This is a genomic window from Meiothermus sp. QL-1, from assembly GCF_003351145.1.
Taxonomy (GTDB): Bacteria; Deinococcota; Deinococci; order Deinococcales; family Thermaceae; genus Meiothermus.
The window spans coordinates 240013-262419 of the sequence record NZ_QQSV01000002.1 but is presented as its reverse complement, the minus strand read 5'-3'; the positions used below and the strand labels follow the sequence as shown (position 1 = coordinate 262419).

The following is a 22407-nucleotide window of genomic DNA, read 5'->3' as shown; positions in this document are numbered from 1 at the left end:
CGGTTCCCGAACGCCAGCAAAGAGCACCGGGGGTTGGGCTCACTCCCGAAGCTGCCCCTGGCCCAGGGCCACGAACTTGGTGGTGGTGAGCTCCCTCACCCCCATAGGCCCGTAGGCGTGGAGCTTGCTCGTAGAGATGCCAATCTCGGCCCCCAGGCCGAGCTGGAAGCCGTCGTTGAGCCGGGTGGAGGCGTTTACGAGCACCAAGGAGGCGTCCACCTCGCGCAAAAAGCGCATGGCATGCGCATGGTTGTTGGTGCAGATGGCCTCGGTGTGGCGCGAGCCGTAGCGGGCGATGTGGGCCAGGGCCTCCTCGAGCGAGTCCACCACCTTTACCGTGAGGACCAGGTCCAGGTACTCGGTGTGCCAGTCCTCGGCCGTGGCCGCCCTGGCTGGGATTAGGGCGCAGGTGCGCTCGTCCCCCCTGAGCTCCACCCGGGCCTCCACCATGGCCTGGTGAAGCCGGGGCAGGAAGGCGGGGGCTATGGCGCTGTGCACCAGGACCTTCTCCAGGCTGTTGCAGGTGCTGGGGCGCTGAACCTTGCCATTCACCGCCAGGCGCAGGGCCATCTCGAGGTCAGCGTCCCGGTCCACGTAGAGGTGGTTGACCCCTTCGGCGTGGGCCAGCACCGGCATCCGGGCCTCGCGCTGCACCAGCTCGATGAGCTCCTTGCCCCCCCGGGGAATGATGAGGTCGACCAGCCCGGCCAGGTGGCACATCTCCAGGATGGCCGCGCGGTCGGTGGTGGGCACAAGCTGGACGGCCTCTTTGGGCAGCCCCGCCTCTTCCAAAGAGGCCTGAATCAGGCGCACCAGGGCCTGGTTGGAGTGCCAGGCCTCCTTGCCGCCCCGCAGCAGGATGGCGTTCCCCGCTTTGAGACAGAGGGCGCTGGCCTCCACGGTGGCCCCAGGGCGCGACTCGTAGATGAAGCCAATCACCCCCAAAGGCACCCGCATCCGGCCTACCTGGAGGCCATTCGGGCGAACCTGCAGGGCCTCAATCTCCCCCACCGGGTCGGGCATCCCGGCCACCTGCTCCAAACCCGCCACCAGGTCGCCCAGGGTTTTCCCATCCAGGCGCAGCCGGTCCAGCTTGGCCCGCGAAAGGCCCGCGGCCTCTGCGGCGGCCAGGTCCTGCTGGTTGGCGGCGTAGAGGGCTTCCGCCTCGGCGGATAGCCTCCGGGCCAGGGCCAGGAGGGCCCGGTTCTTGGCCGCAGGCGAGGCGGCGGCCATCTGCCGGGCGGCCTCCCGCGCGAGCTGGGCCAGGGTTTTCAGGCTGTAGACAGGCGTCATCCGGATATTCTAGCAGGCTAGTGGCCTCCCGATAGCTCCGAGACCAGCGCGAAGTAGTCGCGGTGGATGGCCTCGTCGGTGTTCTTGTAGCCCAGGATGGCCTCGATCTCCTGGGTCTTCCTGCCCTTGATGCGGCGCAGCTCGGCCGCGCTGTAGTTGACCAGCCCCACCCCGATCAGGCCACCCTCCACATCCAAACAGCGCACCGGCTCGCCCACATCGAAGCTGCCGCGCACCTCGAGGATGCCCGCCGGCAAAAGCGAGGCCCCCTCCTGCTGCAAGGCCCGGGCCGCCCCCCTGTCCACCACCACCTCGCCCTGGGGCTTGGGAAGCTGGTAGAGCCAGAGCTTACGCCCGCTGTAGCGCCGCGGCCCCGCGGCGAAGAAGGTGCCCACCGGCTCGCCCTGGAGGGCCTGGGGGAGGCTCTCGGGCCTCGTACCGGGCAGAAGCAGGGTGGGAATCCCCGCAGCCCGGGCCTTTCGAGCGGCCAGCAGCTTGCTCCGCATCCCCCCGGTGCCCACCCGGTTGGGTCCTTCCCCGGCCATCCCGAGCACCCGTTCGTCCACCTCCTCCACGAAGGGGACGGGACGGGCCGCCGGGTGGGTGCGGGGGTCGGCCTCGAAGAGGGCCTCGATGTCCGAGAAAAGCACCAGCAGGTCTGCCCCCACCAGGGTGGCAATCAGGGCCGAGAGCTGGTCGTTGTCGCCGAACTTGATCTCCTCCACCATCACCGTGTCATTCTCGTTGATGACGGGCAGGATGCCCCAGGAAAGCAGGGTCTCCAGGGTCTGGCGGGCGTTCAGATAGCGGTGGCGATGGGCCAGGTCCTCGGCCGTCAGCAACACCTGCGCCACCCTGTGGCCATACCAGCTAAAGGCCTGTTCCCAAAGCTGCATCAAAGCGGGCTGGCCCACCGCGGCTAGGGCCTGCTTGGCCGGCATGGTGCGGGGCTTTTCCCCAAGGCCCAGCCTTTCCATGCCCATGGCCTGGGCCCCTGAGGAGACCAGCACCACCTCCCGCCCCTCGGCCCGAAGGGCGGCGACCTGGGCGGCAATCCCCAGCAGGTGCCTCCGGCCCCCCGCCCCGCTCAGCACCGCGCTGCCCACCTTGACCACCAGCCGGCGGTAGGAGGTGGGGGGAAGGGGAAAGCGGCCTTGCGCCATTCCGGAGGTTATCCTACCCCACCAGGCGCTCCAGCTCGTCCACCATCTGCCGGAGCACCGCAAACCCCTCCTCTATGGGCTCAGGGCGGGACATGTCGATGCTGGCCACCTCCAGGGCCTCCAGGGGGTAGACCGAGTCGCCCAGCCGGAGGAACTCGAGGTAGCGCTGGGCCGCGGCCTCCCCCTCCCGCAGCACCCGCTGCACCAGGGCATTGGCCGCAGCGATTCCGGTGGCGTATTGGTAGACGTAGAAGGGATTGTAGAGGTGGGAGAAGTGCATCCAGCCGGCACCCAGCCTTTTTTCGTCGAACTCCACCGCGCCCCCATAGCCCTCGGCCAAAAGCGCCACCAGCCGCTCGCTCAGGTAGGGTGCGGTCAGGGCCCCCCCCGCCTCAACCCGCTCGTATAGCTCCCGCTCGAGGCGGGCCAGGGTGGGCATCACGAAGAGGTAGCGGTGGAAGTTGGCGAAGGCCTCCTCCAGCACCGCCAGCCGCTCCTCGCGGGTCCTGGCCTCGCGCAGCAGCAGAGCGCGCACCATGGCCTGGTTGAAGTTGGAGGCCACCTCGGCCAGAAACAGGCTGTAGCGGGCGTAGACGATGGGCTGGGCCGCCCGGGTAAAGTAGCTGTGCATGGAGTGGCCCAGCTCGTGGGCCAGGGTGCTCAGGGAGAAGAGGTCGTCGGACCAGCTCATGAGGATGTAGGGGTAGGTGCCCTTTAGGCCCGAGGAGAAGGCCCCGGCCCGCTTGCCCTGGTTCTGCCCCCAGTCCACCCAGCGCTCCTCAAAAAGCCCCCGCCGCATGGGCTCCACGTAGGCCGGGCCCAAAGGGGCCATGCCCCGGCAGATGAGCTCGGCCGCCTGCCAGAAGGTCAGCCGGGGGCTCGGCACCAGGGGGGCTGGTGCGTCGTAGATGGGCACGTCGTGGGCATAAAGCCGCCCACCCCTGGCCTTTTGGCGGATGCGGAAGAAGCGGTGCCAGGTGGGGAGGTTTTCCTGGAATATAGCCAGCAGGTTCTCGTAGACCGAGCGAGGAATATGGTCCTTGGCCAGGGCCATCTCGAGGCTGCTGGGGTAGCCCCGGGTGCGGGCCAGGAAGGCGTAGCTTTTGACGCTGCCCTGCAGGGCGGAGGCCAGGGTGTTCTGGAAGGCCAGGTGCCCGTCGGCATAAGACTCCCAGGCCGCCCGACGCACCGCCTCGCTTTCGTGCAGCAAGAGCTCGCCTACAGAGCTGTGGGCCACCGGGTAGCGCTCGCCCTGGTGCTCCACCGGCCGAAAGCGCATATCGGCGTTGGTGGCGGCATAGGCGGTGGCGCTGTGCCCCGCCAGGGGGTCGGCCGCCGCGGCCAGCACCGCTTCTACCTCCTGGCTTCGGATGTGGGGCCGGCGGGCCTCCAGCGCCTCGAAGTAGTGGCGGTAGACGGCGAGGGCAGGTTCTTGCTCGATAAAGGCCGCCAGCCTCTCCTTCCCCAAAGCCAAAAGCTCGGGCTCGAGGTAGGCCCCTGCCGCCGCCAGCCGGGCCAGAACCGCCCGGGCCTCCCCTACCATGCGGCTGTACTGGGGGTTGGTGCCGTCGGTGGCGAGGCTTAGGGAGGCATACTGGAAGACCTTCATGGCCGCGAGCATCCGCTCGTGGTAGGTCTCCAGGGCCCTCAGGACCTGCTGGGGCGAATCGAGCCGCCCGGCAAAAGGGGCCAGCGCCTCAGGGTAGCCTTTGGCCTCCTCCAGGGCCTGGCGCCAGGCGGCCTCGGAGGGAAAGAGGGCTTCCAGGTTCCAGGTCTGCTCCTTGGGCAACTCGGAACGCTTGGGCAAAGGACGCACCCGCCCATTCTACCCCCAACTGACCCGGGGGTCACCCGAGGAAGGCCTGGAACCAGCGCCCCGAGTCCTTCACGATGCGGCGCTGGGTGGGGTAGTCCACGTAGACCAGGCCGAAGCGGGGGCGGTAGCCCTCGGCCCACTCGAAGTTGTCCAGGAAGCTCCAGTAAAAATAGCCCTCCACCGGCACCCCTTCCTGCTTGGCCCGCAAAAGCTGGGCCAGGTGGGCCTCGATAAAGGCGATGCGCCGAGGGTCGTGGACCCGGTCGCCCTCCGGGGTGTCCAGCAGGGCCATGCCGTTCTCGGTGACCACGATGCGCCGCACCTTCGGGTAGGCCGCAAACTGCTTGAGCAAAAGGTAGAGGTTCTCGGGCCAGACCTCCCAGCCCATGGCGGTCAGCTCACCCCCCCGCGCCTCGTGGGGCACCTCCTGGGCCCAGGTGCCTAGCTGCAGCGGATCGAAGCGCACCAGTTGGCGGAAATAGGTCTGCAAACCGATGAAGTCGAAGTCAAAGGCCAGCCGCTCCAGGTCGCCGGGCCGGATGTAGCGGCGAAGGAGGTGGAGGAAGGGGGCGCTGTTCCAGGGGTAGCCCAGGCCCAGGGCGGGCTCGAGGAAAAGCCGGTTGGCCACCGCGTCGTAGTGGGCTGCGGCCATCCGGCTCAGCCAGGTGGGGCCGGCGGCCTGCACGTAAGAGGCCGAGAAGGTGGTCCCCACCACCGCGCCCGGCACACAGGCCCGCAGCGCCCGCCCCCCTTCGGCCTGGGCCAGAGCGGCGTGGTGCACCGCGGGAAGGAAGTTCGCCAGCCCCCTGCGCCCTGGGGCGTGCTTGCCCTGCAGATAGCCCAGCACGGTGAAAACGGTGGGCTCGTTGAGCACCATCCAGTGCCTGACCCTATCGCCGAAGGCCCGGGCGCAGACCTCCACATAAGCGGCGAACCAATCCACAATTGCCCGGTTGGTCCAGCCCCCCTGGTCCTCCAGGGCCTGGGGCAGGTCCCAGTGGTAGAGGGTGACCCAGGGCTCCAGGCCCAGCTCCAGGGTGCGGTCGATAACCCGGTGGTAGAAGTCCAGACCCTTCGGGTTCACCCGCCCCCGCCCCTCGGGCAGGATGCGGGGCCAGGCTAAAGAAAAGCGGTGGGCCTGGAAGTTCAAGGAGCGGATGAGGGCGATGTCTTCGGCATATCGGTGGTAGAAGTCGCAGGCCACATCGCCGTTCTCGCCTGTCTTGATCCGGCCTGGGGCGTGGGCAAAGGTATCCCATATGGAGGGCCCCCGGCCATCCTCCCGCACGGCGCCCTCGATCTGGTAGGCCGAGGTGGCCACGCCCCAGCGAAACTCCGGGCCAAATGCTTCCCGTTTGACCACACCCCCAATCTACCCGAGGGGCTCCAGCTCCACCAAGGCGCCGTTGGGGTCGCGTAGAACCCCCGGCTTCTGTCCCCTCAGGGCGATGCGGTAGGCCAGGAGACCGGTGGCGCTGGCCGGGGCCAGCCGGTTCTGGGCCCAGAGGTTCACCCCCACGTGGTGGTGGTAGCCGTCGGCGGCAAAGAAGCGGGCCCCGGGAAGGTCGCGCTGGGTGACCTGCAGGCCGAGCCCCGTGAAGAAAGTTTCGGCCTGGTCCAGATCAGGCACGTGCAGGTGAATGTGGCCGAGGGTGGTGGCCGGGTGGAGGGGGCCGGGCGTTTCGACCTGGGAGAGCAGGCCGAAGAAGTCGAGGGGCCGGTTGCCCATCGCCAGCTCGCCTTCCCGCCGGGGCCACTCCGCCCGGGGCCGGTCGCGGTAGAGCTCGACCCCGTTGCCCTCCGGATCGGAGAGGTAGACCGCCTCCGAGACCCCGTGGTCGGAGGCCCCCTCGAAGGTGGGGTAGCGGGCGTCCAACAGGTGCTGCACCACCTCGGCCAGAGCCCGGCGGGAGGGCAGGAGAAGGGCGAAGTGGTAGAGGCCCAGGGTGGGGCGGGGGCGCAAGGGCGCGGTGGGCACGTGGACGAGCTCGAGGAAGAATCCCCTCTGCCCCGGGGCCAGCACCACCCGGCTTTTTGCCTGCCGCAACACCTCGAGGCCCAAAAGCCCCTGGTAGAAGGCAAGCTGCCGCTCGAGGTCCCGCACCCGTAGCGAAACTCCCCTGAGGGCCAGGGTTTGCACGCCTCTAGCTTAGCAAGCGTATGCTGGCTCCATGCGGGTCTTCATCACCGGAGGCACCGGGTATTTAGGCCAGGCCCTGCTCAGGCTGGCCCCCTCCTGGGTTCAGGCAATCGGGGCCAGCTACCACCGCCAGCCCCCCGGCCCCTACCCAGCCGAGTGGGTTGCCCTGGACATCCGCGACGGGGCTGGGGTGGAGGCAGCGCTGCGCCGGCTGGCCCCCCAGGTGGTGATCCACACCGCCTACAGCAAGGCCGACCTGGCAGGGGCCATCGTGGAGGGCAGCGCCCACGTGGCCCAGGCCTGCCGCAGGGTAGGGGCCCGGCTCCTCCACCTCTCCACCGACCAGGTCTTCGACGGGAAAAAGCCCCCCTACGCCGAGACAGCCCCCCCCAACCCCCTTACCCCCTACGGGCAGGCCAAGCTGGAGGCCGAACGACGGGTGGGTGCCATCCTCCCCGAGGCCACCATAGTGCGCACCTCCCTCATCTGGGGGCTGGACCCCCTGGACCCCACCAGCCAGATGGTCCTCGAGCTGGCCGACGGGCGGCGCTTCGGGGGGCTCTTCCACGATGAGGTTCGCTCCTTCGTATTCGTGGACGACCTGGCCAGGGCCCTGTGGGAGCTGGCGGAGCGGCCCTGTTCAGGGCTGCTTCACCTGGGCGGGGCCGAGGCACTGAGCCGGCTCGAGTTCGGCCGGCGGATTGCCCCCCTCTTCGGCCGCGACCCGGCGCGCCTGCCGGCTTTGAGCCTGGACGAGTTCCCCGAGCCCCGGCCCAAAAACTGCACCCTGGACAGCACCAAGGCCCGCACCCTGCTCCAGACCCGGCTGCGGGGGGTTGGTGAGGTGCTGCAGGGCCTAGCGCAGGGCCAGCCAGAGCCAGACCCCTAGGGCGAAAAGCGCGGCCAGCCCCAGCAGCCAGCGAAGCAGCGCCGCCAGGTAGCCCGCGCCGAAGAAAAGCACCGCCCCCACCCCGGCCATCCAGGCTCCGAGCTGTGCGACCCGGTGGGCCAGCCCTTCCAGAAAACCGGCCAGGTCCACGCGGACGCGCAGCAGGTTTTTCTCCAGACTAGGGTCCAGGGTCTGCTGGGCCAGGGCAAGGGCCAGCCAGGCCAGCAGGGCCCCCAGCACCACCAGCAGCCCCCCCAGAAGCTCAAGCCACAGCACCGAGACGGGTTGGGGCCTCATGGGGGTAGGATACAGGGGATGCCCATTGCTGCACGAGTCTTCCTGGTGCTCCTGTTGGCCTACTTTCTCTCCTACTTTTTCCGCGCCACCAACGCGGTCATCGCCCCCGACCTGCGGCAAGACCTGGGCCTCTCCCCGGCCGAGCTGGGCCTCATGACCAGCCTCTTCTACCTCACCTTCGCCCTGGTGCAGCTCCCCCTGGGCAGCCTCCTGGACCGATATGGGCCCCGCTTCGTCCACCCCGCTCTGATGCTCGTGGGGGCCCTTGGCGCCCTGATATTCGCCTCGGCAGAGAACTTCACCGTCCTCTCTTTGGGCCGGGCCCTTTTGGGTATAGGCTTCGCCGCCGCGCTGATGGGGGCGCTGAAGGCCTTTTCGCTCTGGTTTCCCTCCACCCGCTACGCCAGCGTCAGCAGCCTTTACGTGGCCCTGGGGGCCTCGGGGGCCATCGCCGCCTCCTCGCCTTTAGCCTGGCTCAAGGAGCAGATTGGCTGGCGGGGGGTCTTCGAGTGGGGGGCGCTGGTCATCGTGCTGGTGGCCCTGGCGGTGGCCCTGGGGGTGGAAAACGCCCCTCGGGGCCTGTCCCTGCCGCGCCCCGAACGGGGCGGAGGGGCCGGGGTCATCTGGCAAAGCCAGGTTTTCTGGCGCATCGGTGCGTTGAACTTCGTGCTGGGGGGCGGGTTTCTGGCCTGGCAGACCCTGTGGGCCGGCGACTATCTTTACAAAACCCGGGGAATGGGGGGGCTCGAGGTGGGGGCCTTGCTCTTCGCCTTCTCGCTCGCCGCGGTGCTGGGCTACCTGCTCTCGGGAACCCTGGCCGACCGGCTGGGCCTGCCCCGGGTCCTGTGGGGGGCGGCCTGGGGCTTCCTTCTGGGGGTTTTGCTGCTGGCCCTCTGGCCCGCCATGCCCCTTCCCCTGCTCTACGGGGCCTACGCGCTGATGGGCTTTCTGGGGGCCTTCAACATCCTTTGCCTCGCGCAAGCCCGCCTGGCCTTTCCCACCGCCCTCACCGGCCGGGCGGTCACGGCCATCAACTTCATGGGCTTCATAGGGGTGTTCCTGCTGCAGTGGGGCATGGGGGTGGTGCTGGGCCTTTTCGGTTACGGCGCAGCCCTTGGACTCTGGACGGCCCTGCTGGCCCTGGCCATCCTGGGCTACAGGCCCCTCAGAACAAAATCCCTTTAGCCGGCTTTCACCGCCTCGCCCGCGCAGGCCTGTAGGCTTAGGCCATGCGCCGATACTGGCTTGGACTCCTTCTTCTCGCTGCCTGCACCAGCCCCCAATTCTCCCCAAATGGGGTCATCAGCGGAACGGTGCGCATCGCCCCGCAGGGCCAAACGCACCCAGCAAGCGTCGAGCCGGCCCCGTTTGTGGAGGGGGAGTTCATCGTGCGCTTCAGGCCCCGGGTCGGGCTGCAGTCAGCAGAACCCCTTTCCGCTGGAGGAGCCGTGCTGGAGCTGGTCCGGCCTTTGGGCCTCGAGCGCACCTTCCTCTACCGGGCCCGGCTTGCCCCAGGCGAAACCCTGGCCGCCCTGCAAACCCTCCAGGCCCGGGGCGATATCGAGTATGCCCACCCCAACTACATCCTCTCCACCCAGGCCACCCCCAACGACCCCCTGTACCCCTCGCAAAGCTGGCACTACGGGGCCATCAACCTGCCGGCTGCCTGGGACATCGAAACCGGTGCTTCCAACCCGGTCACGGTGGCGGTGATCGACGGGGGCGTGGTCAGGGGGCACCCCGACCTGGCTGGAAGGCTGCTGCCCGGCTACGACTTTTACTCCAATGCCGACTCCGGCGATGGCGACGGGCGCGACCCCGACCCCGAGGACACCGCTCCGGGCAGCACCTTCCACGGCAACCACGTTACCGGGATTGTGGGGGCCGCGACCAACAACAACCGGGGGGTGGCGGGGGTCTCGTGGGGGGCCCGAATCCTGCCGGTCCGGGCCATAAGCGGCAGCAGCGGCACCCTGGCCGACCTGATCGACGCGCTGCGCTGGGCGGCGGGCCTCGAGGTGAGCGGGGTGCCCAGCAACCCCAACCCCGCCCAAATCATCAACCTGTCGCTGGGCGGGCCCGTGGCCTGCGCCAACGTTCCCGCCCTCCAGCAGGCCATCGACGAGGCCAAGGCCCGGGGCGCCATCATCGTGGTGGCTGCGGGCAACGCCAACACAGACGCCAGCACCTTCAGCCCGGCCGGATGCAGCGGGGTGATCACGGTGGGCGCAACCAACGAGCAGGGCAACCGGGCCTCGTACTCCAACCACGGCCCCCGCATCGACCTGATGGCCCCTGGAGGGGAGAACCAGGGGGTCTACAGCACCACCGGCAACGAGCAGTACGGGGCCATGGCCGGCACCTCGATGGCCGCCCCCCACGTGGCTGGGGTGCTGGCGTTGATGAAGAGCAGGAAGCCGAGCCTGAGCGCCGCCGAGGGGCTCGCCATCCTGAGAGAAACCGCCCGGCCCCTAAGCCCGGCCCAGTGCGGAAGGCCGAGCGCCTCCGAGTGCGGGGCCGGCCTCATCGACGCGCGGGCCGCCCTCGAGCGCCTGAGCACCCCCCCAGCCTACTCGCTGGTGCTTTCGGCCAGCCCCAACGCCCTCTTCCTGAGGCCCAACACCAGCGCCCAGGTGACCATAGCCCTGGAGCGAAGCGGCTTTAGCGGCCCGGTGAGCCTGAGCATAAGCGGCCACCCCAGCGGCACCACCCCGAGCTTCAACCCCCCAAGCCCCGTGGCAGGCAACCAGACCATCCTCACCCTCCCAGCCGGCAGCACCCCTGGCAGTTACACCCTGGCGGTGCGGGGGAGGGCCAGCGTGAGCGGGCAGAGCGTGGAGGGGGAGACCCGGATTGTCCTCGTGGTGCAGCCCACCCCCAGCCCAGATGTCCAGGGCACCCGCATCTACTTCGACGCGGTGCTGCGCGAGCAGCCCACCCTGAGCCTTCAGCCCGATACCAACCCCTTGTTGATTACCCAAAGCGGCCTCCAGGCCCCCTTCGTTCGCACCGGGCTCGCCACCACCGGCCTGGTGGGCTACCGCATCTCGGCCTGGAAGGACGTGAACAACAACAACCGGCAGGACGAGGGGGACCTGTTCGGCTGGTACCGGGTCAACGGGGCGATTGCCACCGTTATGCCGGACCGCAGCGGGCTGGAGATAACCCTGGAGCCGGTCCTTTCCACCACCCTCACCCGGGAAAAATGGCTGCAGCAGATGGGCTACCCATCCCCCTAGCGGTGGTAGGGCTCGCCCCGCCTGAGGGTCTCCACCCGGTAAAGCTGCTCCAGGAGCACCAGCAGGGCCAGCTCGTGCTGCAGGGTGAGTCGGGATAGGGCCAGGAGGCAGTCGGCGGCCCTGCGCACCCCCTCGGCGTGGCCCTCGGCCCCACCCAGGAGGAAGGCCACCCCCCGGACCCCCCCCGCGGCCCAGGCCTCGAGCCGGGCCCGAAAGCCCAGGGTGTCCAGCAGCTCCCCCCGCTCATCCAGCACCACCCGGCGGTAGCCCTCCGAGGCCTTGAGCAGCCGGGCCCCCTCCTGCTCCTTAGGACCCTCCTTGAGATACAGGACCTCCAGGGTGCTGTAGCGGGCCAGGCGCCGCTGGTACTCCTCGATGCCGGCCCTGGCGTAGGCCAGCCGGGGCCGCCCGATCGCGCATACCCTGAGCCTCACGGGGCAAAGGATACCGCCTGCCGGCTATAATCTGTACCAAGAGGCCGCCCAACAACCCCTCCGCGAACGCCACAGGGAAGGCCTCACGCCCACCCTTACCCAGGGCAGGGCGGATGCGCGGGCCCTTACCCAGGGCCCTGCAGGCTGGACTAGCTGGCCACCCCAGCAAGCCGGGAGGAAACATGGTTCAAGAAAAACTAGCCTTCGAACCCTTCAGCCTCGAGCCCATCCGGCTCATAGACCCGGAGGGCCGATGGATAGCCCCCTTTCCCCATGGGCTTCCGGAGCAAACCCTGCGCCAGTTCTACCGCGACATGCTGGCCGCGCGGCTTCTGGACGAGAAGCTGGTCATCCTCCTGCGCACCGGCAAGACCAGCTTCATCGCCCCCCACGCCGGCCATGAGGCGGCCCAGGTGGGCGTTGCCCACGCCTTGCGGCGGGGCCACGACTGGCTCTTTCCCTACTACCGCGACCTGGGCCTGGTCCTGGCCTTGGGCGTGCCACTGGTTGAGATCTTCGGCCAGACCCTGGGCAACGCCAAAGACCCGGCCAAGGGGCGGCAGATGCCCTCCCACCCGGGCAGCCGGCCGCTCAACGTCTTCACCGTCTGCTCGGCCATCGCCTCGCACATCCCCCCGGCCACCGGGGCTGCTTTGAGCATGAAGCTGTGCCGCACCGGCCAGGTAGCGGTCTGCACCTTCGGCGATGGGGCCACCAGCGAGGGCGACTGGCACGCCGGGGTCAACTTCGCCGCGGTGCAGAAAGCCCCGGTGGTCTTCGTCTGCGAGAACAACCGCTACGCCATCAGCGTTAACATCGCCCTGCAAACCGCCTCGCCCAACATCGCCATCAAGGCCCAGGCCTACGGCATGCCGGGCTACTACGTGGACGGGCTGGACGTGCTGGCCAGCTACTTCGTGGTGCGCCACGCGGTGGAACAGGCCCGGGCTGGGGCTGGGCCCAGCCTGGTGGAGCTCGTGGTGCACCGCTTTGGCCCCCACTCCTCCGCCGACGACGACAGCCGCTATAAAAGCCAGGAGGAGCGGGAAGCAGAGCGCCAACAAGACCCCCTGCTGCGCTACCAGCGCTTTTTGGAGCGGGAAGGCCTTTGGGATGCCCGGTGGGCCAGCAGCCTCAGGGCAGAGCTATTGGGCGAGCTCGAGGCCGCCCTGCAGACGGCCCTGGCCGCTGGGGAACCTGAACCGCTGCAGATGTTCGACGACGTCTACGCCACCCGCCCCTGGCACTTAGAAGAGCAGCGCAGGCTGCTGGCCGAGGAGCTCAAGCCCTAGGAGGCCCCATGCCTACCCTGAACCTTATCCAGGCCATCAACCTGGCCCTAGACGAGGAGATGCGCCGCGACGAGCGGGTGGTGATTCTGGGTGAGGACGTGGGCCGGCGCGGCGGGGTCTTCCTGGCCACCGAGGGGCTGCAGGCCAAGTACGGCCCCGACCGGGTGATGGACACCCCCCTGGCCGAGGCCGCCATCATCGGCGCAGCGGTGGGGATGGCCGCCCACGGCCTGCGACCGGTGGCCGAGATCCAGTTCGCCGACTACGTTTTCCCCGGCATTGACCAGCTCTTCTCCCAGGCCGCCAAACTGCGCTACCGCTCGGGAGGACAGTTCACTGCCCCCATGGTGGTGCGCATGCCCACCGGCGGAGGGGTCAAGGGCGGCCACCACCACTCCCAAAGCCCCGAGGCCCACTTCGCCCACACCCCGGGGCTCAAGGTGGTGGTGGTCTCCACCCCCTACGATGCCAAGGGGCTCCTCAAGGCCGCCATCCGCGACGATGACCCGGTGGTCTTCATGGAGCCCAAGCGGCTTTACCGGGCGGTCAAGGAGGAGGTGCCCGCCGAGGAGTACCTGCTGCCCATCGGTCAGGCGGCCATCCGCCGGGAGGGCCGCGACCTGACCATAGTCTCGTATGGGGGGTCCATGGTCGAGGTGCTGAAGGCCGCGGAGGAGATGGCCGCGGTGGGGCTCGAGGCCGAGGTAATCGACCTGCGCAGCGTGCTGCCCTGGGACAAACCAACCGTGCTCGCCTCGGTGGCCAAGACCGGGCGGCTCCTCGTGGTCGCCGAGGCTCCCCGCACCGCCAGCGTGGCCTCGGAAATCGCTGCCACCGTTGCGGAAGAGCTCTTCGACCAGATGCTGGCCCCTCCCCTGCGGGTCACCGGCTTCGACACCCCTTACCCGCTGGCCCAGGACAAGCTCTACATGCCCACCGTGACGCGCATCCTGAACGCGGCCAAACGCCTTATCGACTACTAGGAGCCACCATGCCCAAAGAAGTGGTCTTGCCCGAACTCGCAGAATCCGTGGTAGAAGGCGAAATCCTCCGCTGGCTGGTGAACGAGGGGGAGACTTTGAAGAAGGACCAGCCCTTCGTGGAGGTCATGACCGACAAGGTGACGGTCGAGCTACCCAGCCCCTACGAGGGGGTGCTTCTGCGGAAGCTGGCCAAAGAGGGGGACGTGGTGCCGGTGCACACCCCCATCGCCCTCATCGCCGAGCCCAGCGAGGTAGAAAAGACCGCCCCCAGCCTGCAGGCCCAGGAGGAGCGCTCCATCGTGGAACCAGGGGCGGTGGAAGAGGACGAGGGGGCCCGGCTTTCCCTGTTCAAGCCGGACGACCGGCCCGAGCCCATCAAGAACCCCTTCACCCTCGCCCGGGGCCGGGTGCCGGCGGTGCCGGCAGCGCGCAAGCTGGCCCGCGAGCTGGGGCTCGACATCGCCCAGGTCCCGGGCTCGGGGCCCAACGGGCGGGTGCGGGTGGAGGACGTGCGGGCCTATGCAGAGACCCTGCGTTCGAAGCCCCCCTCCACCCCGGCAGCCCCTGGCTTTCCCCCACCCGTGGCCTACCGGACCCCCAAGGGCTACGAGGAGCGCGAGACCCGTCTACCCCTGCGCGGCATGCGGCGGGCCATCGCCCAGCAGATGGTGGCCTCCCACCTCTACACCGTGCGCACCCTCTCGGTGGACGAGGTGGACATGACCGAGCTGGTGGCCCTGCGTGAGCGGCTCAAACCCGAGGCTGAGGCCCAGGGGGTGCGGCTCAGCTACCTGCCCTTCATCTTCAAAGCCCTGGGGGTGGCCCTGCGCAAGTTCCCCGCCCTCAACAGCTCCCTCGACGAGGCCAAGCAGGAGATCGTCGTCAAAAACTACGTCAACATCGGCATGGCGGTGGCCACCGAGAACGGCCTGGTGGTGCCGGTTATCAAGGACGTGGAGCGCAAAAGCCTGCTCCAGCTAGCCAAGGAGGCCAACGAGCTGGCCGAAAAGGCCCGCAGCGGCAAGCTCGCGCCGGAGGAGGTGAGCGGTTCCACCTTCAGCGTCACCAACATCGGCTCGATTGGGGCCCTTTTCAGCTTCCCCATCATCAACGTGCCCGATGCGGCCATTCTGGGGGTACACTCCATCCAGAAACGACCCGTGGTCAACGAGCAGGACCAGGTGGTGGTGCGGCAGATGATGTACCTCTCGCTCTCCTTCGACCACCGCCTGGTGGACGGGGCCGAGGCGGCCCGGTTCTGCAAGGAGCTCATCCGGCTTTTGGAGAAGCCCGAACGGCTCTTCCTGGAAGCCCTGTGAGGGCCGAGGTTTTTCGCACAGCGGGTTTAGTTTTTCAGCCAAACCCTCCCTAGAATGGAGTCGCTATGTTTCAAAACTACGATGTGATCGTGATTGGCACCGGCCCGGGCGGCTACCACGCAGCCATCCGCGCAGCCCAGCTGGGCAAGAGGGTGCTAGCGGTGGAGGCCGAGCGGGTGGGCGGGGTCTGTCTGAACGTGGGCTGCATCCCCACCAAGGCCCTCCTGCACGCAGCCGAGGCGCTGGAAGGGGTACGGCACGGCAGCGCGTTCGGCCTCGAGGCCAAAGACCCCCGCATAGACCTGAACAAGCTGGCCGAGTGGCGCGAGGGCATCGTGAAGAAGCTCACCGGCGGGGTGGCCCAGCTCTTCAAGGGCAACAAGGTGGAGCTCAAAACCGGCTTTGCGCGCTTCATCGATAAAAACACCATCGAGGTTGGGGGGGAGCGCATCCAGGGCCAGGCCATCATCGTGGCGACCGGCTCCGAGCCCAACCCCCTGCCCGGCTTTGAGGTGGACCAGAAGGAAATCGTGGACTCCACCGGAGCCCTCCGGGTGGAGGAGGACTTCCCCAAGCGGCTGCTCTGCATTGGGGGCGGGGCGATTGGGCTCGAGTTCGCCCAGGTCTACCGGCGGCTGGGCGCCGAGGTCACGGTCATCGAGTTCATGGGCCAGATCCTGCCCGCCGCCGACCCCGAGACCGCCGGGCTGCTGGCCAAAGCCCTGGGCAAGCAGGGCATCGCCATCCGCACCCGCACCAAAGGGGTGGGGGTGGAGCGAAAGAAGGACGGCCTCCACGTCACGCTGGAAAACGTGGAGAGCGGCGCGCGGGACACCTTGGTGGTGGACAAAATCCTGGTGGCCACCGGACGGCGGCCCAGGAGCCGGGGAATAGGGCTCGAGGCGGTGGGGGTGAGGATAGACGAGCGCGGCTTCGTACCTACCAATGAGAGAATGGAGACCAACGTGCCCGGCATCTACGCCATCGGCGACGTAGCCCGCCCCCCCCTGCTGGCCCACAAGGCCATGAAGGAGGGCCTGGTGGCGGCTGAAAACGCCGCCGGGGGCAACGCGGCGATGGACTACCAGATTCCCAACGTGGTCTACACCAGCCCCGAGTGGGCCGCGGTGGGCCTGACCGAGGAGGAGGCCGCCCGGGCCGGCTACAGGGTGAAGGTGGGCAAATTCCCCCTCTCGGCCTCGGGCCGGGCCCTGACTTTAGGGGCCAGCGAGGGGCTCATCAAGCTGGTGGGCGACGCCGAAACCGACCTGCTGCTCGGGGGGCATATCGTGGGGCCCGGGGCCTCCGACCTCATCGCCGAGCTGGCCCTGGCCCTGGAGATGGGGGCTACCGTGACCGACGTGGCCCTCACCGTCCACCCCCACCCCACCCTGGCCGAGGGCATCATGGAGGCCGCCGAACACCTGCACAAGCAGGCCATCCACATCGCCAACCGCTAGTCAGGGGGCCTGCCTCCGGCCCCAGGCCTCGAGCACGATCCGCCCCTCCACCACCCGGGCCCGCTCGGGCCCCCGGGGGCCTGTCTGGCCCTCGGGGGCCTGGGCCACGTGGTGGGCGATGCGGATCTGCTTGGCCTCCAGGCGCAAGGCCCAGATGGTTGCCTCCTCCTGGCCGCCGGCCCCGGCGTGGGCCAGGCCGCGCAGCTTTCCCACCACGATGATGTCCCCCGCGGCCACCACCTCGGCCCCGGCGTTCACATCGCCCAGCACCACCACCGTGCCGGGCGACTCCACCCGGGTCCCCGCGCGCAGGGTCTGGTCGATTACCTCGGTGTAGGGGATATACCTCTCCCCCCGCTTTGGCCGAAGCTGCAAACCCCGCTCCCGCCCAAGGGCCAGCAGCACCTCCAGCACCGCCTGGCTCACCTCCCCCGCCACCTCGACCTGCAGCGGCAGGGGAGGCAGCTCGGCCAGGGCCTTCTGCAGCATCTCCGGCGTCTCGTTGCCGTCAAGCCGCAGGGCCAGAGCGTTCAGGGTGGCACGGAGGCGCATCGGGGCTAGTTATATCACACCCAAACCCACTCCCCCCCTCGCATCAGGGGCTCGGCCTGGCCCGAAGCGGTGATGCCGTCCACATCCACCTGGTCTGAACCAATCATCCAGTCGATGTGGATAAGGCTCCGGTTGGCACCCCGGGCCGCAAGCTCCTCCGGGCCCAGAGCGCTCCCCCCCTGGATGCACTCGCTGTAGGCCTGCCCCAGGGCGATGTGGCTGGCCGCGTTCTCGTCGAAGAGGGTGTTGTAGAAAAGAAGGCCGCTTTGGGCGATGGGCGAGGAATGGGGCACCAGCGCCACCTCGCCCAGCCTTCGGGCCCCCTCATCGGTCTCGAGGATGCGCTGGAGCACCGCCTCGCCCTGGGCTGCCCGCGCCTCCACGATTTGCCCGCGCTCGAAGCGCACCTCGATATCGGTGATCAGGCTGCCCTGGTAGGAAAGAGGCTTGGTGCTGCGCACGTACCCCTCGACGCGGTCCTTGTGCGGCGCGGTGAAGACCTCCTCGGTGGGCAGGTTGGGGTTGCACACCGCCCCGTTCTTGGCCCGCACCGGTCCCCCCGCCCAGAGGTGGTCGTCGGCCAGGCCCACCCACAGGTCGGTGCCGGGACCCTTGAAGCGCAGGGCCTGGTAGCGCTTTTGGTTGAGATAGGACACCCGCTCCTGCAACCCTCGGTTGTGCTCGGCCCAGGCCGCCACCGGGTCGGGGGCATCCAGCCGGGTGGCCTTGAAAATGGCCCGCCAGAGCTTCTCCACCGCCTTTTCCGGGGGTTCTTGGGGGAAGACCGCCCGGGCCCAGGCCGGGTGGGGGTAGGCCACAATCGTCCAGTTGATGTGGTGGGTGGTGATGAGCTCCAGCGCCCGCTGGTAGGCCACCGAGCGGGCCCGGCTGGCCCGGGCCACCCGGCTGGGGTCCTGGCCCCTGAGCAGGTGGGGGTCGCCCCCGGCGATGCTAAGCCGGGCGGCACCCTGCTGAAAGGCCTCGGCCATGCCGCTCAGAAGCCAGGCCGGGGCCCGGTCGAACGAGGCCTCAGGGGCGTGCAAAAAGCGCAGCAAAGCCAGCACCTCATCCTCATAGAGCACCGTGACCAGCGGGCTGCCTGCCCTATAGGCGTGCTCGGCGATGCGGCGGGCTAGAGGGGCGGCCTCGAGGGGGGCCGTTATCACCAGCTCCTGGCCCTCCTGTAGGCCCAGCCCCACCTCTACCGCTACCCTGGCCAGCAGGTCGAGTTCGCGTTCGAAAGCGTCCATCCCCACAACTCTACGGCATGAACGCATAGTAGAATCGGGTCAGGACCATGAAACTCACCCCCAGAAGCCGCGCCGAGCTCCTCGCCCGCATCGGCTCCAACCCCGAGGTCCTGCGGGGTCGGCCCCGCATAAAGGGCACCCGGATCGCGGTCCACATGGTGCTGGAGGCCCTGGCGGCTGGGCTTTCGGTCGAGGAAGTGCTCTTGCAGTGGCCCGAGCTCTCGCGGGAGGACATTCAAGCCGCGCTGCTCTACGGGGCCAGGGCCACCAACTACGAGTGGATTAGCCTGGGCGAGGGGTAATGCGCTTTTTGCTGGACGAGAACATCCCTCAAGGGGTGCTCTGGTGGCTCATCGGGCAGGGCTACGAGGCGCTAAGCGTGCGGGAGGTGGGCCTCTCGGGGCGCGCCGACACCCTGCTTTACGCCTACGCCGAGCAACACGGCTACATCCTGGTCACCCTGGACCTAGACTTCTCCGACCCCCTCCGCCTTCCCCCCCGCACCCCCCGCATCGTGCTGCGGCCTGGGGTGCTGGATGCCGAACTCATCCGCGAGCTCCTGGCCGAGGTCGTCAGGCGCTGGACCCCTGGCTGGGGGGAGATTTACGTGGTACAGCCAGAGGGCATCGCCCGGTATAGTGAGGAAGCGTGAAGTGGGTGGAGTGTCCGCGGGACTCCTGGCAGGGCTACAGCCGGTTCATCCCAACCCAGGAGAAGGTGGCCTACCTGCGGGGGCTTTTGCAGGCCGGCTTCCGCCACCTCGACCTCACCAGCTTTGTCTCGCCCAGGTGGGTGCCCCAGCACGCCGATGCCGAGGCGGTGCTGGCGGCGCTGCCCCCCCCAGAGGGGCGGGAGTACCTGGCGGTTGTGGGGAACCCCAAGGGCCTCGAGCGGGCGCTGCAGGCCCACCACCTGACCACGGTGGGCTATCCCTTTTCCCTCTCCGAAACCTTCCAGCGCCGAAACCTCAACATGGGGCTGGAGGAGTCATGGGCTGCTTTGCGCGGGATGGTGGCCCAGGCCCAGGGCAAGCGGTTCGTGGTCTACCTCTCGATGGCCTTTGGCAACCCCTACGGCGACCCCTGGAGCCCCGCTACCACCGCGGAGTTCGTGGAGCGGATGCGCAGCCTCGAGGGCATCGCCGGCCTGGCCCTGGCCGACACCTACGGGGTGGCCTCGGCCACCACCCTCGCCCAGACCCTGGAGGCGGTGCAGCGGGCCGTAGGGAGCCTGGAGGGGCTCGGGCTGCACCTCCATAGCCGCCCGGAGGAGACGCTGGAGAAGGTCGCGGTGGCCCTGGAAGCGGGGGTGCGGTGGCTCGAGGGCGCCCTGGGCGGCATTGGCGGCTGTCCTTTTGCGGGCGACGAGCGGGTGGGCAACCTGGCCACCGAACAGGTGCTGCCCTATTTGGCCGCCCGGGGGCACCCGGTGGGGGTGGCGCTGGACCAGCTCCCCCACCTATCCGAGCAGGCCCGGCGGCTCAAAATCCAGTACGCCTAGGCCTGAGGGGGCCCGGGATGTGCTAGATTCGGGGCATGCGTTTTCTGACTGCTGGAGAGTCCCACGGACCGCAGCTCACCGGCATCGTGGAGGGGCTGCCCAGCCACCTCCCCCTCACGGTGGAGGACATCAACCCCTGGCTCAAGAAGCGGCAGGGGGGGTATGGGCGCGGGCGGCGCATGGTAATCGAGAGCGATACGGTGGAGTTCTTGAGCGGGGTGCGGGCCGGGCGCACCACCGGGGCCCCGGTAACCCTGGTGATCAGGAACCAGGACCACCGCAACTGGGTGGAGATCATGGACCCGGCCCCGGGCAACGAACCGCGCAAAAAGGCCCTCACCGCAGCCCGGCCCGGTCATGCCGACCTGGCGGGCGGGGTCAAGTACGGGCACAAGGACCTGCGGGATGTGCTCGAGCGGGCCTCGGCCCGCGAGACCGCCATGCGGGTGGCCATCGGGGCCATTGCGCACAAACTGCTCTCCTTCTTTGGGGTGGAAAGCGCCTCCTTCGTGGACGGGATGGCCGGGGTGTGGAGCCGGGTGCCCTTCGACTGGAGCCTAAGGGAGCGGGTCGAGCAAAGCCCGGTGCGGATGACCGACCCCGAGGCCGAGGCCGAGGTCATCCGGCGAATTGACGCGGCCAAGGCCGCGGGCGACACCCTGGGGGGCATCGTGGAGGTGCGCTTCCGCGGGCTGGTGATGGGGCTCGGCTCGCACGCGCACTGGGAGCGCAAGCTCGACGGCCGCATCGCCCAGATGGTCATGAGCATCCCCGCCATCAAGGGGGTGGAGATCGGGCCCGCCTTTGCCAACGCCATGAAGCCCGGCTCCGAGGTGCACGACCCCATCTACTGGGAGGAGGGCCGGGGCTACTACCGCAAGACCAACCGCGCGGGCGGTACCGAGGCCGGCATGACCACCGGAGAGGAGCTGGTGGTGCGGGCCGCCCTCAAACCCATCGCCACCCTGATGAAGCCCCTGCCCACCGTGGACGTGGTCAACCACCAGCCCGCCGACGCCGCCCGCGAGCGCTCGGATGTGACCGCCGTGCCCGCGGCCAGCGTAATCGTGGAGGCGCTGGTGGCCATCGTGCTGGCCCAGGCCTACCTGGAGAAGTTTGGCGGCGACACCCTGGAGGAGGTGGTGGAGCGGGTCGAGGGCTACAAAGCACGGGTTCGGGCCTACTGAGGCAGAAAGGGCCCCGCTGGCAGTAGGAGCAGCATGATCGAGATCCAACGCCCTGTCACCTGGGTGGCCCTTACCGGGTTCATGGGGGTGGGCAAGAGCCGGATCGGCCGGGAGCTGGCGCGGGCCCTGACGCTTCACTTCATAGACCTGGACCGGTACATTGAACGGCAGATGGGCCTTTCAGTCGCCGACATCTTCCACCACCTGGGCGAGGCCACCTTCCGCCAGCTCGAGGCCGAAGCAGTGGAGGAGCTCAGCCGGAAGGACTACCTGGTGCTCTCCTTGGGCGGAGGCACCTTCGTGAACCCGCAAAACCGCGCCCGCCTTCTGGCCCGGGGACCGGTGGTGGCGCTCTGGGCCAGCCCTGGAACCATCCTTGAGCGCGTGAGCCGCCGGCCGGGCGAACGCCCCATGCTCAAAAGCCCCGACCCCTTCGCTCGCATACAGCAGCTCATGCGCGAGCGCGAGCCCATCTACCGCCAGGCCCACCTGCACGTCTCCACCGAGGGTCGGCGCATCCCCGAGGTGGTGGAGGAAATCATCGAGCGGCTTTGGGACTATGCAGCAGCTGGCCGTTAGGCATCCCACCCCCTACCCCATCTGGATTGGCCGCGGCCTGGAGGTGCCCCAGGCCCCGGGCCCCCGGGCTATGCTTTACGACCAGGCGGTGGAGGCCTACGCCCTGGGCATCGCCCAGAGGCTGGAGATTCCAATCCGGCTGGGCATTCCAGGTGGTGAAGGAGCCAAGAGCCTGTCGGTCTACGGCCGGGTGCTCTCCTGGCTGGCCCAGGCCGCCCTGCCCCGCGACACCACCCTCTACGTGGTGGGCGGGGGCAGCCTCACCGACCTGGGGGGCTTTGTGGCCGCCACCTACCTGCGGGGGGTGGCCTACCTGAGCCTGCCCACCACCACTCTGGCCGTGGTGGACGCCTCGGTGGGCAACAAAACCGGGCTTAACCTGCCCGAGGGCAAGAACCTGGTGGGGGCCTTCCACCCCCCCAGAGGGGTCTACGCCGACCTGGAGGCCCTCGCCAGCCTGCCCCAGCCCCTCTTCAAAGAGGGGCTGGTGGAGGCCTTCAAGCACGGCCTCATCGCCGGGGATACCGCGCTGCTGGCGGTCGAGGCCCTGGCCCCGGAAGCGCCCGGCCTGGAGGCCTACCTGGCCCGGGCGGTGGCGGTCAAGGTGAGGGTGGTGGAGGCCGACCCCACCGAGCAGGGAGAACGGCGCAAGCTCAACCTGGGGCACACCCTGGCCCACGCGCTGGAGGGGGCCACTGGGGGGGCGCTCTCGCACGGGGTGGCGGTGGCCTACGGCCTTCTGTACGCGGCCTTGCTGGGCCGGGCCCTGGGGGGGGACGACCTGGTGCCCCTGGTGGAGCGGCTGCTGCACTGGCTCAAGCCCCCTCCGCCCCCCACCCTTCCCTGGGAGGCGCTGCTTCCTTTCCTGACCCGCGACAAAAAGAAGCAGAGCCACACGCTCCACTGGGTCGTCCCGCTGGCCCCAGGGGAGCTCCGGGTACAACCGGTGCCCGAAGAGCTGCTAAGGGACTGCTACCAGGCCTGGCTCGAGCAGGTCCCGCAGTGAGGGAGGGG

General features: G+C 68.8%; 22 protein-coding genes. 13 read left to right on the top strand and 9 right to left on the bottom strand.

From position 1 onward, the window contains the following. Positions 1–39: 39 nt before the first annotated feature. Genes DV704_RS04060 through DV704_RS04040 form a run of 5 tightly spaced genes read right to left on the bottom strand, consistent with a single transcriptional unit; the run spans position 40 to position 6412 of the window. Entirely contained in the window at positions 40–1293 is a 1254-nt protein-coding gene (locus DV704_RS04060) for a glutamate-5-semialdehyde dehydrogenase (RefSeq protein ID WP_114798285.1), read from the bottom strand. Between the two features lie 17 nt (positions 1294–1310). Continuing rightward, on the bottom strand, positions 1311–2456 hold the full coding sequence (gene proB, locus DV704_RS04055; protein ID WP_114798284.1) for a glutamate 5-kinase: 1146 nt from the start codon (positions 2454–2456) through the stop codon (positions 1311–1313). Positions 2457–2469: 13 nt separating this feature from the next. Then, the gene (gene pepF / locus DV704_RS04050; protein ID WP_114798283.1) at positions 2470–4272 is read right to left on the bottom strand and encodes an oligoendopeptidase F; all 1803 of its coding nucleotides are present in this window, start codon (positions 4270–4272) and stop codon (positions 2470–2472) included. A 31-nt stretch (positions 4273–4303) separates the two neighbouring features. Further along, the gene (locus DV704_RS04045; RefSeq protein ID WP_114798282.1) at positions 4304–5635 is read right to left on the bottom strand and encodes a GH1 family beta-glucosidase; all 1332 of its coding nucleotides are present in this window, start codon (positions 5633–5635) and stop codon (positions 4304–4306) included. 9 nt (positions 5636–5644) lie between these two features. Beyond that, complete coding sequence (locus DV704_RS04040) at positions 5645–6412, bottom strand: VOC family protein (protein ID WP_114798281.1); 768 nt, start codon at positions 6410–6412, stop codon at positions 5645–5647. 31 nt (positions 6413–6443) lie between these two features. Here DV704_RS04040 and DV704_RS04035 point away from each other — a divergent pair, with 31 nt between their 5' ends. Then, entirely contained in the window at positions 6444–7301 is an 858-nt protein-coding gene (locus DV704_RS04035; RefSeq protein ID WP_114798280.1) for an SDR family oxidoreductase, read from the top strand. Here the strand turns inward: DV704_RS04035 and DV704_RS04030 are convergent. Continuing rightward, positions 7269–7598 carry a hypothetical protein gene (locus DV704_RS04030; protein ID WP_114798279.1) on the bottom strand — a complete coding sequence of 110 codons (330 nt, stop codon included), beginning with the start codon at positions 7596–7598 and terminating at the stop codon, positions 7269–7271. The genes DV704_RS04035 and DV704_RS04030 overlap by 33 nt on opposite strands. Positions 7599–7616: 18 nt before the next feature. On the opposite strand from DV704_RS04030, the gene DV704_RS04025 reads away from it, so the two are divergent. Together DV704_RS04025 and DV704_RS04020 are read left to right on the top strand one after the other, a co-directional pair. Beyond that, the gene (locus DV704_RS04025; RefSeq protein WP_114798278.1) at positions 7617–8783 is read left to right on the top strand and encodes a nitrate/nitrite transporter; all 1167 of its coding nucleotides are present in this window, start codon (positions 7617–7619) and stop codon (positions 8781–8783) included. 44 nt (positions 8784–8827) lie between these two features. Further along, positions 8828–10837: a S8 family peptidase gene (locus DV704_RS04020; RefSeq protein WP_233498232.1), complete on the top strand. Its 2010-nt coding sequence runs from the start codon at positions 8828–8830 to the stop codon at positions 10835–10837. On the opposite strand, the gene DV704_RS04015 is transcribed toward DV704_RS04020, so the two are convergent. Next, a complete protein-coding gene (locus DV704_RS04015) occupies positions 10834–11271 on the bottom strand; it encodes a 23S rRNA (pseudouridine(1915)-N(3))-methyltransferase RlmH (protein WP_114798277.1) in 438 nt (145 codons plus the stop codon). The two genes, DV704_RS04020 and DV704_RS04015, sit on opposite strands and share 4 nt — an antisense overlap. A 182-nt stretch (positions 11272–11453) precedes the next feature. Between DV704_RS04015 and DV704_RS04010 the strand changes: the two genes are divergently transcribed. The 4 genes from DV704_RS04010 to lpdA all read left to right on the top strand — a co-directional run bounded on the left by DV704_RS04010 (position 11454) and on the right by lpdA (position 16325). Beyond that, the gene (locus DV704_RS04010; RefSeq protein ID WP_114798276.1) at positions 11454–12563 is read left to right on the top strand and encodes a thiamine pyrophosphate-dependent dehydrogenase E1 component subunit alpha; all 1110 of its coding nucleotides are present in this window, start codon (positions 11454–11456) and stop codon (positions 12561–12563) included. Positions 12564–12571: 8 nt separating this feature from the next. After that, positions 12572–13546 carry an alpha-ketoacid dehydrogenase subunit beta gene (locus DV704_RS04005; protein ID WP_114798275.1) on the top strand — a complete coding sequence of 325 codons (975 nt, stop codon included), beginning with the start codon at positions 12572–12574 and terminating at the stop codon, positions 13544–13546. 8 nt (positions 13547–13554) lie between these two features. Beyond that, the gene (locus tag DV704_RS04000) at positions 13555–14865 is read left to right on the top strand and encodes a dihydrolipoamide acetyltransferase family protein (protein ID WP_114798274.1); all 1311 of its coding nucleotides are present in this window, start codon (positions 13555–13557) and stop codon (positions 14863–14865) included. 65 nt (positions 14866–14930) lie between these two features. Continuing rightward, entirely contained in the window at positions 14931–16325 is a 1395-nt protein-coding gene (gene lpdA / locus DV704_RS03995; protein ID WP_114798273.1) for a dihydrolipoyl dehydrogenase, read from the top strand. Here lpdA and minC read toward each other — a convergent pair whose 3' ends face one another. Together minC and DV704_RS03985 are read right to left on the bottom strand one after the other, a co-directional pair. Next, positions 16326–16877 carry a septum site-determining protein MinC gene (gene minC / locus DV704_RS03990; protein ID WP_114798272.1) on the bottom strand — a complete coding sequence of 184 codons (552 nt, stop codon included), beginning with the start codon at positions 16875–16877 and terminating at the stop codon, positions 16326–16328. Positions 16878–16891: 14 nt separating this feature from the next. Continuing rightward, positions 16892–18127, bottom strand: a complete 1236-nt coding sequence (locus DV704_RS03985; protein WP_114798271.1) for an aminopeptidase — start codon at positions 18125–18127, stop codon at positions 16892–16894. Between the two features lie 47 nt (positions 18128–18174). On the opposite strand from DV704_RS03985, the gene DV704_RS03980 reads away from it, so the two are divergent. The 6 genes from DV704_RS03980 to DV704_RS03955 are packed head-to-tail and all read left to right on the top strand — an operon-like array spanning position 18175 to position 22399. Continuing rightward, positions 18175–18429: a DUF433 domain-containing protein gene (locus DV704_RS03980; RefSeq protein WP_114798270.1), complete on the top strand. Its 255-nt coding sequence runs from the start codon at positions 18175–18177 to the stop codon at positions 18427–18429. Next, positions 18429–18779, top strand: coding sequence for a DUF5615 family PIN-like protein (locus DV704_RS03975; RefSeq protein ID WP_114798269.1), 351 nt, complete (start codon positions 18429–18431; stop codon positions 18777–18779). Before DV704_RS03980 ends, DV704_RS03975 begins: the two co-directional genes overlap by 1 nt. Beyond that, positions 18776–19627 carry a hydroxymethylglutaryl-CoA lyase gene (locus DV704_RS03970; protein WP_114798268.1) on the top strand — a complete coding sequence of 284 codons (852 nt, stop codon included), beginning with the start codon at positions 18776–18778 and terminating at the stop codon, positions 19625–19627. The genes DV704_RS03975 and DV704_RS03970 overlap by 4 nt, the downstream gene beginning before the upstream one ends. A gap of 35 nt (positions 19628–19662) precedes the next feature. Further along, a complete protein-coding gene (gene aroC / locus DV704_RS03965) occupies positions 19663–20814 on the top strand; it encodes a chorismate synthase (protein WP_114798267.1) in 1152 nt (383 codons plus the stop codon). A 33-nt stretch (positions 20815–20847) separates the two neighbouring features. After that, the gene (locus DV704_RS03960) at positions 20848–21393 is read left to right on the top strand and encodes a shikimate kinase (RefSeq protein ID WP_114798266.1); all 546 of its coding nucleotides are present in this window, start codon (positions 20848–20850) and stop codon (positions 21391–21393) included. Next, a complete protein-coding gene (locus DV704_RS03955; protein WP_114798265.1) occupies positions 21374–22399 on the top strand; it encodes a 3-dehydroquinate synthase family protein in 1026 nt (341 codons plus the stop codon). Before DV704_RS03960 ends, DV704_RS03955 begins: the two co-directional genes overlap by 20 nt. Positions 22400–22407 lie beyond the last annotated feature (8 nt).